The following is a 13,720-nucleotide window of genomic DNA, read 5'->3' as shown; positions in this document are numbered from 1 at the left end:
GCCGTTATCTGGATGATGGCAATTTACCAATAGACAATAATTGGATAGAAAACCAGATGCGTCCATGGGCTTTAGGTCGCAAGAACTGGCTGTTTGCAGGATCACTGCGTAGTGGTCAACGGGCAGCGAACATCATGACTTTAATCCAGTCAGCCAAGCTAAATGGTCTTGATCCGTATGCCTATCTCAGTGATGTGTTGAAAAGGCTGCCAACACATAAAATGAAAGATATCGAAGCGCTGCTGCCGCATAACTGGAAGCCTGCTTGAGTTCAAGCGGGCTTCACTGGATGCTTAGATTAAAAGACGAAAATATCTTCATAAGAAAAGCTCTTATTGTTTATTTTTCATACTTACATAGTATTTTCTAGCTGATACAAATATATTTTTACTTTAAAAGAAGGGGAGTAATGTGACAAAGATTCTAGCAATTATCCTTGTAGCAACTTTTGCCACAGCTGCATATTCGCATAGCGGTGGTACGGATAAAAATGGCTGCCATAAACCCGATACGGTTAATTCTGTAGAGTTTGATCTTCCTTAATACTCAATTCGTTCTATACAAGTAATCTCCTAAAGAGATTAAAAGATGGGCTCAAACTTATTTCGGTATAGTTTAGTCAAAATATTTTTTAAACGTGAGTTTTAAATAGTTTTCAAATATAATTTAATCATAAGTTGTTATTTTAAATTAAAAATATGGAGCGTCTGAAGAGGAAATATGAAGTTTGTTATTCAAAGCGGGCTAACGCTGACTTTTTTATTCGGATGCATGCAGGTCAATGCAGAAGTTTCAACCATTAAATTTATGCATGCTTCTCAGGCTTCAGCATCATTTAATTGTGCCTATAAAGGTAAAGTTGCTAGCAAAAAGTGTGTAGTCACACGTTCAATGGTGAAAGCATCAATAGATTCAATAACTAAGCAAATTTATGGAGCGAATGAATTATTGCCATTACTGACCATTAAATGGCCAGATGGGGATGTGAGTCGCTATTTAAGTATGGATAGCTGGGAGCTTAAAAACTTGGGTGATCAAAAAATCTATAGGTTAAAAACAATGAACGCAGATGAAAGTCAGCTGGATCTTAGAAGAGGGGTGATTATTCAGAGTGATTTATCTACTGAGCATGTACGTTTCTGGTAAACAGTTATTGGTCGGGGAAAATGAAAAACATAATCAGAGTTTTCTTTGTAGTTATCTGTCTTTACACATGTACAATCTAGTCAGCGCTCAGCCATATATCAAAAGGGTTTTTGAACTTATTTTTATACGGAACCGTCTGAACCGTGGAATAAAAAAAGTCTTTTTTGATTCCTAAAGACTGCATTATTACTTATGAAAAATTCGTACCAGTAATCAGACATAGATCAGCGTCTTATATATCCGAAACGATGGATCTACAGTTGAAGGGTGGATGAAAAAGAAAGACTTTAAACAAACGGGGGAAATAGGTTTCTAAATATTTTGTATCCATTCCTAGAATAACAAACAAAAATTGCCAATTTCCTATTGATTATCGACTAAAAATTTAAGTTTTAGCATTGTAAATTGAACTAGCTAAAACGTGGAAAAGGCTTTTTATAGTAGATGTTTGTTTAAGGGCAAACATCACATTTAAAATTTTATGAAACCTTATATTGAGTTAAAAAAGATGAAAAATACATGGTTAGGTAGTGTTGTTGGAGTTGTATTAGGTGGTACAGCCGTATGGGGTTATCTAGGATATAGCGGGCAGTCGACTGCAACAGCCACAGTTCAACAACTCAAAACCACACAGCAATCATCTGAATCAAAAAAATCTAGTTTCCTTAGTCAAGACTTGGTGGATGCACGTTTAAATGAATTAAGTTTTAAAGAAGTTATGCGCTTATTTTACAAAGATAATATGCGTAATGTTTTTGTAAATGAAGGTGAACTTGAAACACAAAATTTTGTCGCAATTGGTTCACCAGATGAAGCTGGTGAAAATACCGTTGCGATCATGCATCCAATTATTAACTATCGAAATGTTGAAGGTGAAGCGCGCTTTTTAGTGCTGATTGAAAAAATACAAGTAATGGAAAATGGGAGTATGGTAAGTTGTCATGCTTGTGTCGGAAGTTTGGACCTATATAGCTTTAAAAAACTCACCAATGGACAATTTCAAGTGGTCAGCAAGAGTCGACCTGAACAAGAATATGGCGGAAGCTATGGACGTGTACACGTAGACCGGGAACAAATCTTAAATAATATGCAGCCGATTGGTAAAAAACTCATTGGTAGCTTTTATCAAAGTGGTTACACCAGCACAGGTGAAACGAGCAGTTCATGGAACGTAATTCATTTACCTGAAGATGATTTTATTGGTGCTTACGGTGTTGCTGAAGCGGCTGGTGACAACTCAGGAAATTATGAACCTGAATCCCCTTTGTACTTTAGCTTCGATAGTACGATCCAGATTATTGATAATGGTAAAAAATATTTTCCAATTCAAGTTAGTTATAGCGGCGAAAAACCCAATGCAGACTACAGTAGTATTGAACCGACCAATCAACAGTTAATTGTGAATTACAATCCAGAAAAAAAAGAATATCAGTAATCGGGCTCAGCTGATGCTGAAATAAGCGCCATCATCATTTCTAAAAAAGATGGAAAACAACAGCTAGATTTGACTGCTATTTAGATATTGGGTGACATATTGTATAAGCTTAAATATTCTACAATGGTGTATCAAGAGAATAGCAACACAATAAACTTAGGGGGGAGAAAATGAAACAATTTTTTATTTGTATTACAGCACTATGCCCAATGTTAGTAAGCGCACATGCTTTCCAATATCACAAAACTCAGGGAGAGCTAAAATATTACACAGGACAAACCACTTTAACCGGCACATATTCACGTAATCTTGATCCTGAATATATAGACTATATGGGTGATGATGTCTGCTTTTTTCCGGACAAAAAATCAGCATCGCTAATCCCTCGTCCTAAAGGTGACACACGAAATGTATGGTTCTGTTTTTCTAACTTTGAAATGGCGAAAAATACCTTTAAATTGCAAAACAGCATTAAGAAAGGCTATTGCACCTATGAAGGTAAAGCTACAGTAACCATAAAGAACTATAGATTACTTATTGCAGAAACTGAGGGATATGATTCTAGTCAATTGGTGAGTGCGAAAAATATAACGCCAGCCAAAGCAATGAAATGTAAATCTTAGAACTAGGATCTGTTGACATCTACTGTGCAAAAAAAATAGCGAGAAAGTAAAATTCAATCGCCAAACCAAATCTACTTCTCGCTATGCCTTATTCTGACTCGATATGGCACAGTCACAGCCATGCCTTATGAATGGCAGATCCTCTATGAATATCCTGAAGCTATCTATGATCTAGAAGTGCAGTTCAAAACAGAAATGAATGAGTACCACTAGCAACCTAAAATAGCCTTTAACGGCTCTAAATCAGAATGCTATAATCAACTTTTAGAGACTTTACAACAGCTTATACAATGATTCGATTTATCCCATTAGCATTGGGTATATTTTTATATGCTACTACATTTAGCCATGCAGAAGATTTAGAGACAATACGAGCTAAACAATTTGGTGAGCAATTAGAAGCTTATGGTAAAAAGCATGAAGAAAATTTACAGGTACTTTTAGACTATGCTGAGAAAGAGAATAGAACTCAGGCGGAAAATAGGCTTTTTTATTGGACAGTATGTAATACAGTGACGAACCTAGAACGTGCTGAGAAGCTTATATCGGATAATCCAGACTTAGCCCAATACTTAGATGGCAGTATGTTGCCAAGTATTCAAGAAAATTTAGATTTTCATCGGTATGCAGCAAAAGGTTTAGATGGAACAGATGCTGAATGTAAAAACTAGAATTCCATTGACTTCAGGCGGTACAAAATTAATGATTTTTGATCAGAGAAAAAATATGAAAAAATTATTCTTAACTTTATTTCTAGGGGTTAGTGCAGCACATCTAAATGCACAATACTATTCGCAAGCCGATATGGATGCAGTAGATGCAGCAGCACAAGAAGCTGCAGATGCAATAGCAGGAGCAGAAGAATATGAAGCAGCTCAGGCTGAAGCTGATATGGTCTCTCAAGAAGCAGCAGATGCAGAGTTTATGCAAGCGGTTCACTACACACCTGACCAACTGTTAGCACACTATAAGACCTATAAAGATGTAGACAATGATGCTGAATATGACATTGTTGGTTATGACGGTTTAACATCTCTTGGTAAAACGAATGGCGTAGAGCGTTATGAACTTGCCCTCCTCTTTGGTGATCCTGAAATTCCTCGTATCTACAAAGTTTGTAATGTCTATCTCACTGTAAAAAAAGGTCAAACTACTTTAGGAAAAATCTTTCCTAGAAACTGCGAGTAAACACTATATATAGTACTGTAACCAAACAACAAGCACTACATACTGACAATATGTAAAAAGCGTGATATGGTTCATATTATTCAGTAGCTTAGGCTGAATAGAATACAAACTAAGCAATTCATTTAGATATTTCCTTTATCATCCAATTTACTTATAGCTTATCTAACCCGAATCCTGCTTAAGCCAATCATTTCCTTACACGAATGATTGGCTTGTTTTGATAACATAATTGATAAGTGCATAAAGGGGCATAAATTCCAGCTAAGTAGCCATTTTATCTAACTAAAATGGTGGCTATTCAATTGAACTGGTTCTGTAGAGTTTCCTCGGATAGCTTCGAGCAGTAATTCAAGAGATGTGGAGTTGAAGTAAATGTTCAGACCAGAGGAAAAAATCTTCCGCCCAGTCATTAGACTACCTTGAAATCTGTAAAAGATGCGATAAAACTATAAATAATTCAGGTTTTAAAATTTCATCTGCCTATTTGAAAAATAGCGAGGTTAGATTATACGCATTCTTATTTAATCTGAATTCCATGGGGTAAAAACAGCAGAGAAAGTCGTGGTGATAAATCTTAGGACTTGCTAGTTGTCAGGTGACGTATGCATTCTGCGGCTTTTATTATGGTGGCTTATTCATACATTTAAAAGGAGATCTCCTATCCTGATACAGGACCTTCGCCCCACTCTGATATATTAGAGTAAATATACGAATTTTCTTGTGCTGTTGATTAATAGACATTATTATTTAACTTTAAATATCAAATACTTTTGTGAAAATGAAATTAAAAATTATTCTAAGTGCATTATGCATTTTATCTTCGAGTACAGGCTATGCTAATTCCTCTCAACAAGAAAAAATTAATTTTGTTAAGAAATTATATGCAGATCAATTAAATGAAGACTTGATGGGGATTGATGTATTAAAGCTACATGCATCAAAAGAATTGCGCCTATTAATTCAGAAGCGAGATGCTATTGCAGATCGTCATGTTGGAGATATGTGTGAATGGGTACGACAAGTTCTTATTCCAGGCAATGATTATGATGTCAGTATTAATAAAATAAAATACTCGGCATTGCCGAATGGACGTGTACGTGCACAGGCTAAAAATTTCGGAGAAAGCTTTTATGTTGATTTTGATGTGAAATGTGATGCTCAAGGATGTAAAATTACTGATGTTTATGACCCAGACAGCTATAAAAAAGAGCTAATGTCGATTGTGAAAAATGGTACATGTTAATAGTCTCTATGGACTGCTCCCAGTATTCTAGCCTTTGGAGTAGCTTCAAAATGAAGTTACTCCAAAGGCTTCTGGACTCATCCTATCAAGATGCGAATGACGCCCTGATTCGATTGAAAAACATCGCGATATAATCAAATACATCTGCACGGCCATTCCTCATGTTTTATAAATCCTCTTTTTAATTCTTTCCTTCTTTAAGCTGCTAAAAGGATTCAGTAACAGAATTGTCCAAATATAAGTATACTGCCCAATGCAAGATTCATACTCGGAATCAAGTTATACTTCTGGCAGAATTTCTGCCAGTCTCTGCTGCTATATTGTGAGCCTTGGTCTGAGTATATGATCACAGGTTCATTTGGCCTGCGCCGCCACACCGCCATGAGTAGAGCATCAAGCACAATATCTTTAGCAAGAGTGGATTTCATCGACCAACCAATGACTTTCCTCGAATATAAATCCAGAACAACAGCTAGATATAACCAACCTTGCCATGTGCGAATGTAAGTAATATCAGTCACCCACAAAGTATCAGATGTATTAAAACAAACTCTCTATTTAAATGGTTGGGTTGCATAATCTGAGGACAGCCTCTATGAATCACACAATTTAAAAAGTTTTTAAAAAAATTACCACAAGCAAGATTCGCTCACAGCTTCAAACTTAATGGAACCTGTATTCACATTATATTCGCCTCGCAAATCACAGTCACGGATAGTAGATTCATTCCCACCACGCATGAGTTCAATCGTATAAGTAAAGTAAACAATCTCATTAGTCTGACTTTTTACTTGAAATTTGCTATATCCAAGATAATCAAATAAGCCATCTGTATTTTGGTTTAAATAATATTTGTAGTATTGATCAATCTTACGTTTTGCAGCTTTTTTTGCATCATTAAAACTTTTTTGAAATGTATCCGATTCATTTTGTTTTTTTTCAGACTGAATTTTCTTAACTTCCTCAGGTTTTACTACTGCAGAAACTTCTTTTTTCTCCTCGGCAGTTGGCTTATTTTGATTTGAATTCTCAGTTTCTAGTTTAGAAATATTAGCTTTATCATCAACTACAGTTGCACTTGAAGCTATTTCATTTTTGGGCGTACAATCATATTTGGTTTTATCACATACTGGTGTGCAATCAAATTTTGTTGGATCACAAGCATCTACATTCTTATCGCCACATGCTGTTAAAAGTAAATGGCCGAGTAAAAACAGACCTAAAAGTAATGTTTGCTTTTTCATGTAAAGTCTCATAGTAAAGAATTAAATATTTTTACAAAAATTTAAATTATATCCAACGCTTACTTTTAAGTAATTTATCTAAAGTTGCACTTAAAGGCATTACAATAATCTTAGATTAGCATGGCTTTGTTGCACAAAGTTGTTCGTAAGGCATGATTCAGCAATATAATTCCCGAATGAAGAAGCCTGTACCTAATCCACCGTTCAACCAACAGGTCTATATACAACCGAGCTCTCATCAATCGCAGGAATGTTGCCACTTGGTTTGATCCCAAAACCCAGTGGTATGCGCAAGCAAATGGCAAACAAGGTCTAAATCAAACTTATTATGACGCAGCCATCCAATGCTGCTTAATGATTAAATCCTTATCCCATCTTTCTTTACGCATGGTCACTGGCTTTGTGCAAAGCCTCATTAAGCTGTATGGTCTAGATTGGACAGCGCCAGATTGTTCCACCATTTGCAGAAAACAAAGGCATATTGATCTTGTAATTGGCTATCAAAAAAGTAGTGATGGACTACATCTACTTGTCGACTCTAACGGCTTAAAGTTTTTAGGAGAATGCGAATGGAAACGCAAGAAACATCTGCATGAATATCGTCGCCAATGGCGAAAACTCCATATTGGTATAGATGCTAAAACCCTACAAATACGAGCAGTTCAGCTCACAACGAATAATGTGAGTGATTCACAAGACCTTGGGGATTTACTTGATCAAATCCCATTAGATCAACAGATTGAATCAGTCTATACAGATGGGGCTTATAATACAAAACAATGCCGTCAGCTAATTGCAGATAGGCATTGTTTCGAGCGAGCAATTGGATAGTCTAGAGGTGGAAGAACCACAAAAATCCATCTTGCAACCGATGCGAATGAATTCCCGATTGATTTTAAAATCACGGGGGTGAAATTCATGACAGCCAAGTTGCAGAACAGTTGATTTGTTAGATTGGTCGGGCAGATTACCTGATTGCAGATAAAGGTTATGTTTCAGAAAAAATTAGGCCGTTGGCAAGAAACAATAATATTGCGCCGATCATTCTAATGAAATCAAATAGTCAGAGAGAAAATAAGGAATGTGATTCATACTTATATCGTTTAAAGCATTTTGTTGAAAATGCCTTTGCTAGATTAAAACATTTACGTGCGATAGCGACCCGATTTTGATAAGCTTGCATAAAATTAAAAATCTATTGTTACATTGCTTGTATGTTGATTTGATGCAAGACCAAATGAGGACACGCCCTAGAGTTAAGATTCAATTTAATTGCTAGAATCTTTAACTGGGTGTTGAATCAAAAATAATTTATAAAAGAGGTCTATTTAATTTATTAGAAAATATAATGAATTTATTTTTTAAGTAATGTTATACTTGGGTAAATTTTTGTAAACTTTAAAAAAACAATGTTTTCTTTCTTATCTATAGAATTTTCTTTATTGTTTATTCTTTTCTTTTGTGTTTATTGGGCATTTAGGAATAAACCTCAGATTCAGAATCTTATTCTCGTTATTACAAGTTATTTTCTGGTTTTTTTGATGGCTGGTGGGTTAGCTATCATCATTTTACTTGGATTTAGTCTGATAGTTTATTTAATATCTATATTAATGGATCGATATGTTTTAATTAAGAAAAAATTATTAATTTCTGGAATTGCAATAACATTAATTCAGCTAAGTACCTTTAAATATTATGATTTTTTTAAACCTATAGTTTCTGAATTTTTAGAAAAATTTAATTTGGATAATTCTGGATTGACAGCAAATTTAATTTTACCTTTAGGCATTTCCTATTACTCATTCCAAGCCATTAGTTATTTGGTTAGTCGTTATAGGAATGAAATAGATTGTCCTAGATTTAATTTAATTCAACTTTTAATGCATTTTTCATTCTTTGTAACTATAACAGCCGGCCCTATCGCTCGTGCTCAGAATGCAAAGGGGCTGACTGATATTAGTGGACAGTCTTGTGGAATGAGTACACAGATAACTACGCATCAACCCCGTAAAATTTTATTACCGAGCTTGGCTTTAATACTTCTGGTTTTAGCGTTAATAAAAAAATGGTGGATCGCGGGTTGGCTTGCGGATCAATGGGTAAATCCCGTATTCGCTAATCCAATGCAATATCATAGTTTAGAAATATTGGCTGCGATTTATGGTTATACCTTGCAGCTATTTCTCGATTTCTCCGGTTACAGTGAAATGATGATCGCTTTTGGCCTACTGCTGGGTTTTAGATTACCTGTAAACTTTAGAGCTCCATTACTTGCCCACAATATCCGTGATTTTTGGGATAAATGGCATATCAGTTTGTCTACCTGGATCCGAGACTATATTTATATCCCGCTAGGGGGAAGCCGGGGTGGTTTTACACTAACCCAATTAAATCTAGTGATTGCAATGGTGTTATCAGGTATATGGCATGGTTCAGGATGGAATTTTTTTATCTGGGGATTGTTACACGGCTTAGCATTAGTACTGCTTAATATCTCAGATAAAGTCTATCAAAAGGTCTTTAAAGTAGACATAAAACATGCACGTGATGCTTTTGCAAAATCAAGTTGGATAGGTAAAACCACTAGCGTATTTTTAACAATCACCTTTGTTAGTTTTTGCTTTGTTTTCTTTAGAGCTAAAACCTTCGAAGAGGCATTACAAGTATTTAGAGCCTTATTAAGTAATTATATTAATGTCCAGTGGACTAGTAACCCATTATATTTGCTGACTTTGTTGATGATAGCCTGGATGATTTACCCATTTGTTTATCGGACATTAAGTAATTTAAGTTCATATCAACGAAAGATCCCAAGATATGCATTGCTAGTACCGCTCTTCACTATTTTCATCACTATTATCATTTGTGCACCCTCGGGAATTCCTGGATTTATATATGCAAATTTCTAATGAATCAAAAATGCTAGAGCTTGAATATGAAGTTAATGCTCAGGAATTTGATCAAGCTGATGATCATGTCCAGAGTTATATTTTTATTCTTGTTACTCTGATTTTTTTTGCATTTTTATCAATTTGGATTATGCAAAATTCAGTCAATGCCTATTTTCAGCAGACTTATCATAGAGAAAGCCCTTTATCTAAGTTAGAAAAATATGAAGTATGGACATTAGGTGGGCAGATTGGTAATCTTTTATATACGAAACATGGCTTGAATAAAGTCATGGTTGGCCAATTGAATACCGACATCATAAGCCGATACAATGAGCATTATGCTTATACACCAGAATATCGCAAGTACTTGTTAGACCTTGAAAAACAAGAAAAGATGCGATTAGCGAAAGAAGAACAAGCAAGGGTACATCAAGCTTTACTTGACCAATTTACCTTGACCAAAACTGACCAAGTTTTCTTTGCTGGTGACTCATTAATGCAGGGGGTTGCACCGCATGTGCAAAAGCATTTGCAAGAAAAATTTGATATTAAAACCATTAATTTGAGTAAACAAAGTACCGGTTTATCTTACCCAAGCTTCTTCGATTGGCCTAAAACAATTCAGGATACTATTTCTGCAAATAGGCAAATTAAAGTTTTAGTCGTGTTCTTAGGAGCGAACGATCCTTGGGATATGCCAAACCCTAAAGGTGGAAGTTACCTTAAATTTCAATCGCCTGAATGGGAGACTGTCTATCGTTCTCGCATTTCTCAAATCATTCAAACAGCTAAAGAAAATCGAATTAGTGTGATGTGGTTGAGTCCACCAAATATGAAAAAAGATTCGTTGAATCAGCAGATGGTATATTTAAATCGAGTCATTAGTGATGAAGTGAAAAAGCATCAGGCATTTTTTATTGATTCTAGGCCATTGCTTGGTGGAAAAAATGATATTTACAATGAATATCTTACTAAAAATGGAGGCTCTATCAAAATGCGTAGTGCTGATGGAATTCATTTTTCCATAGAAGGTCAGAAACTAATTGCACAAGTTATTTCAAGCCACCTAAAAGTTATTCATTAAACTAAATAAAATACAGGTTAAGTCTATGTTGATTAAAAAGTCGGTTTCTTTAGGTGTATTCTGCATTTTAATGATCGGATCGCAGGTTTACGCTAGTAATTTGACAAATTTTAATGATCCTAATACCGACCAATTAATGACTGCTTTTAAAAATAAATCTGTACATATTGTTCAATTTGGTGATTCCCATACAGCGGCTGATGTAATGACCGGGACCTTAAGAACAAAATTACAAAATAAACTAGGGAATGGGGGAATGGGTTGGGGAATGCCTATGTATTTTTCTGGGCAGCGTTTAGTTCGTTATGGGTACGATAACAATGGTTGGCAACCAATCTCTAGCCGTCAGCAACGAGATCATAATTATACGTTGGGGGGATTAATTGCTATTCCTAAGCATAATGGAGCAACTTTAACCATTAAATCAAAACAAAGTGAACTTTCGCAAAAAATCAAAGTAAATTTAAGGCAGGCTGCAACAGATGGTAAGTTTTTGGGCCGAGATGCACAAGGTCATCAATTCGAGATTGAAGCCCCAATCAAAGACAATACGTGGCAAACAGTTGAGTTTGTGGCACGGCTACCATTTACTATCACTGCTTCAAATGTAGACCGATCAGCAATTGGGGGGTGGTGGGCAAAAAATCAAAATGGTGGGGGTGCTGTTGTTTCAGCATTAGGAATTAATGGAGCAGAATTATCATATTGGAATCGCTGGAACGAGGGGTGGCAGCAAAATTTAAAGAGCATTTCGCCTGAATTAATTATTATTGCTTATGGAACAAACGAAGCATTTAACGACAATATTGATGTAGATAAGTATAAAAATTTATTAATTTCTAAAGTTGACCAGATCCGTGTAGCGAGTCCTGATACTGCCATTATGATTGTTTCAGCGCCAGAAAGCTTAAAAAATGTCGCGGGTCAATGTGGGATAAGACCAATTAAATTGACTGCAATTCAAAATGTGCAGTACCAAGTTGCACAGCAAAAGCATACTTTGTATTGGAATTGGCAACAAGCCATGGGGGGGGAATGCTCGATGAAATCTTGGATTAATCAAGGTTTAGGTCGAAAAGATGGGGTTCATTTTTCAGAAGTAGGTTATCAAAAATTAGGACAAGCATTGGCAGATGATCTGCTGTCTTTTGTAGGATTACAACAAAGTTATAACACTCCTATGAATACAGAAGTTAATGTAGCGAAATCTTCACAGCAGTATAAACCCTCAACAAATACGGGATATGCTAGTATTTGTTTAGAGGGGAATAAAGAGTGTAAAAGTATAAATTTTTAACAGTAATTATCTTTTTGCAATATTTTAAAATACGTATAAATACTACTCTATTAAATAATAGGGCTGTATAAATTAAGCATAATATAAACTAGGACCTACGGATGAAAGCATCAAAATCTATTTTATTGGTGAGTTTACTTGCCTTTACAACTTCAGCATTTTCAGAAGATTTCATTTCTGCAAATGGGGTAAAAGTTACAGTCGGTGATTCATTGAATTCTGTAAAACATAAATTAGGTATTCCACAGAATGAACAAGGTTTCTCAATTTGGAAATTGAAGAATGGCAATCGCTTAGTAGCCACTTTTGACCAATACGGTTTAAGTAATGCAACCTTAAGCGGAAAAATTGCTACGGATTACTTATCTACAGATAATATAAAAATTTTCTTAAATAAAGAAAACATTAATACGATTGAGAAAAAATTAAAATATGGTTGTTACCATGAAGGGTGGGGCGAAGGAATGATTGCTGATTATGTTGTTAGAAGTGGCCCTGAAGGTTCAATCAATCTCACTTTTAATACTTGGGGAGGAGATGTAAATACTAATCAATTAAAAAACCAAAAAGTTTCTGCAATCAGTTTAGGGTATGATGAACCTTTTGGTGAACAAAAATATTGTAATTATTAATAAATGAAAGAGAGTGAGTGAAAATGAAAAAAATGATAATAGGGCTAATAGTTATATGTAGTCCTTCAGCATTTTCTGCATGCCCAAGTAATAGCAAAACAATATTTAGTTGTACTACTACTAATAATAAAGTAATTCAAGTTTGTGATTCAGGGAATACAATTAACTATACATTTGGTAAAGCGAATATTTCTCCTGAATTGGCTATTAGTATTCCTAGAAATAAGGTAACGACCTATCAGTGGTCAGGAATAGGCCGTTATGAAAATTATGCTATTAACATACCAAATGGAAAAACCATATATCGAGTAAATGAAAGCTTAGATAAAATAACCCATCAACGTACAGCCAGCGTAGAAGTAAGTAAGAATGAAAAATTACTGGCAACTGTAGACTGTAATCTAAATAAAAAAATTATCAATAAACTTCAGGGCGTCAGTCTCCGTTCTGAAATGTAACATTACTTTTATGACTTTGTGAAACAAGTCATGGTTTGAGTCATCGATTTGTACAAGTTAACCATAAAAATCTCTGTTATAAAGAGGCTTATACGGACGTTTCATGCTTTTGGATCGAGGAATCCAAAGCCCAGCAGATCTTCAGAAATAATGGAAAGGCATTCTGACTTTACGGCTTCATCATGGTAAGCATCCAGTGAACGCTTGAACTCAAGCAGGCTTTCAGTTATGCGGTAGTAGCGCTTCGATATCTTTCATTTTATGTGTTGGCAGCCTTTTCAGCGCATCACTGAGATAGGCATACGGATCAAGACCATTTAGTTTAGCTGACTGAATTAAAGTCATGATGTTCGCTGCCCGTTGACCACTACGCAGTGATCCTGCAAACAACCAGTGCTTGCGACCTAAAGCCCACGGACGCATCTGGTTTTCTATCCAATTATTGTCTATTGGTAAATTGCCATCATCCAGATAACGGT

The 13,720-nt window shown here is 35.4% G+C and carries 15 protein-coding genes and 2 pseudogenes; 14 read left to right on the top strand and 3 right to left on the bottom strand.

Features of this window, described 5'->3' with window-relative positions; translation table 11 throughout:
• The 8 genes from GWK51_RS16295 to GWK51_RS16260 form a co-directional block, all read left to right on the top strand.
• Nucleotides 1-269 (top strand): transposase domain-containing protein (locus GWK51_RS16295; protein ID WP_161934504.1); only part of this gene is annotated, 269 nt, incomplete at its 5' end.
• Nucleotides 270-411: 142 nt separating this feature from the next.
• Complete coding sequence (locus tag GWK51_RS16770) at nucleotides 412-543, top strand: YHYH domain-containing protein (protein ID WP_161934503.1); 132 nt, start codon at nucleotides 412-414, stop codon at nucleotides 541-543.
• 177 nt (nucleotides 544-720) lie between these two features.
• Nucleotides 721-1,146: a hypothetical protein gene (locus tag GWK51_RS16285; RefSeq protein ID WP_161934502.1), complete on the top strand. Its 426-nt coding sequence runs from the start codon at nucleotides 721-723 to the stop codon at nucleotides 1,144-1,146.
• 508 nt (nucleotides 1,147-1,654) lie between these two features.
• A complete protein-coding gene (locus tag GWK51_RS16280) occupies nucleotides 1,655-2,581 on the top strand; it encodes a hypothetical protein (RefSeq protein WP_161934501.1) in 927 nt (308 codons plus the stop codon).
• 209 nt (nucleotides 2,582-2,790) lie between these two features.
• Complete coding sequence (locus GWK51_RS16275) at nucleotides 2,791-3,204, top strand: hypothetical protein (protein ID WP_407925996.1); 414 nt, start codon at nucleotides 2,791-2,793, stop codon at nucleotides 3,202-3,204.
• 290 nt (nucleotides 3,205-3,494) lie between these two features.
• Complete coding sequence (locus GWK51_RS16270) at nucleotides 3,495-3,875, top strand: hypothetical protein (protein ID WP_161934499.1); 381 nt, start codon at nucleotides 3,495-3,497, stop codon at nucleotides 3,873-3,875.
• Complete coding sequence (locus tag GWK51_RS16265) at nucleotides 3,847-4,392, top strand: hypothetical protein (protein WP_161934498.1); 546 nt, start codon at nucleotides 3,847-3,849, stop codon at nucleotides 4,390-4,392. The genes GWK51_RS16270 and GWK51_RS16265 overlap by 29 nt, the downstream gene beginning before the upstream one ends.
• 778 nt (nucleotides 4,393-5,170) lie before the next feature.
• Nucleotides 5,171-5,635, top strand: a complete 465-nt coding sequence (locus GWK51_RS16260) for a hypothetical protein (protein WP_161934497.1) — start codon at nucleotides 5,171-5,173, stop codon at nucleotides 5,633-5,635.
• A gap of 45 nt (nucleotides 5,636-5,680) precedes the next feature.
• Here the strand turns inward: GWK51_RS16260 and GWK51_RS16680 are convergent.
• Together GWK51_RS16680 and GWK51_RS16250 are read right to left on the bottom strand one after the other, a co-directional pair.
• Nucleotides 5,681-6,230: pseudogene (locus GWK51_RS16680) on the bottom strand (IS3 family transposase); the annotation flags it as partial.
• Between the two features lie 34 nt (nucleotides 6,231-6,264).
• Nucleotides 6,265-6,879: a hypothetical protein gene (locus GWK51_RS16250; RefSeq protein ID WP_161934495.1), complete on the bottom strand. Its 615-nt coding sequence runs from the start codon at nucleotides 6,877-6,879 to the stop codon at nucleotides 6,265-6,267.
• Between the two features lie 176 nt (nucleotides 6,880-7,055).
• On the opposite strand from GWK51_RS16250, the pseudogene GWK51_RS16245 reads away from it, so the two are divergent.
• The 6 genes and pseudogenes from GWK51_RS16245 to GWK51_RS16220 form a co-directional block, all read left to right on the top strand.
• Nucleotides 7,056-7,683, top strand: a pseudogene (locus GWK51_RS16245) (IS5 family transposase); the annotation flags it as partial.
• 737 nt (nucleotides 7,684-8,420) lie between these two features.
• A complete protein-coding gene (locus GWK51_RS16240) occupies nucleotides 8,421-9,788 on the top strand; it encodes an MBOAT family O-acyltransferase (RefSeq protein WP_328703742.1) in 1,368 nt (455 codons plus the stop codon).
• Nucleotides 9,775-10,854 (top strand): SGNH/GDSL hydrolase family protein, encoded by a 1,080-nt coding sequence (locus tag GWK51_RS16235; RefSeq protein WP_161934493.1) that lies wholly within the window; start codon nucleotides 9,775-9,777, stop codon nucleotides 10,852-10,854. Before GWK51_RS16240 ends, GWK51_RS16235 begins: the two co-directional genes overlap by 14 nt.
• 25 nt (nucleotides 10,855-10,879) lie before the next feature.
• On the top strand, nucleotides 10,880-12,151 hold the full coding sequence (locus GWK51_RS16230) for an SGNH/GDSL hydrolase family protein (RefSeq protein WP_161934492.1): 1,272 nt from the start codon (nucleotides 10,880-10,882) through the stop codon (nucleotides 12,149-12,151).
• 101 nt (nucleotides 12,152-12,252) lie between these two features.
• A complete protein-coding gene (locus tag GWK51_RS16225) occupies nucleotides 12,253-12,783 on the top strand; it encodes a hypothetical protein (RefSeq protein ID WP_161934491.1) in 531 nt (176 codons plus the stop codon).
• Nucleotides 12,784-12,806: 23 nt separating this feature from the next.
• Complete coding sequence (locus tag GWK51_RS16220; RefSeq protein ID WP_161934490.1) at nucleotides 12,807-13,241, top strand: hypothetical protein; 435 nt, start codon at nucleotides 12,807-12,809, stop codon at nucleotides 13,239-13,241.
• 222 nt (nucleotides 13,242-13,463) lie between these two features.
• On the opposite strand, the gene GWK51_RS16215 is transcribed toward GWK51_RS16220, so the two are convergent.
• Nucleotides 13,464-13,720: transposase domain-containing protein (locus GWK51_RS16215; RefSeq protein ID WP_161934489.1), on the bottom strand; the 257-nt coding region annotated here is incomplete at its 5' end.

This window comes from Acinetobacter kanungonis (assembly GCF_009939195.1).
GTDB classification, from domain to species: Bacteria; Pseudomonadota; Gammaproteobacteria; order Pseudomonadales; family Moraxellaceae; genus Acinetobacter; species Acinetobacter kanungonis.
The sequence above is the reverse complement of the archived record's forward strand: the minus strand, read 5'-3'. Positions and strand labels throughout refer to the sequence as shown.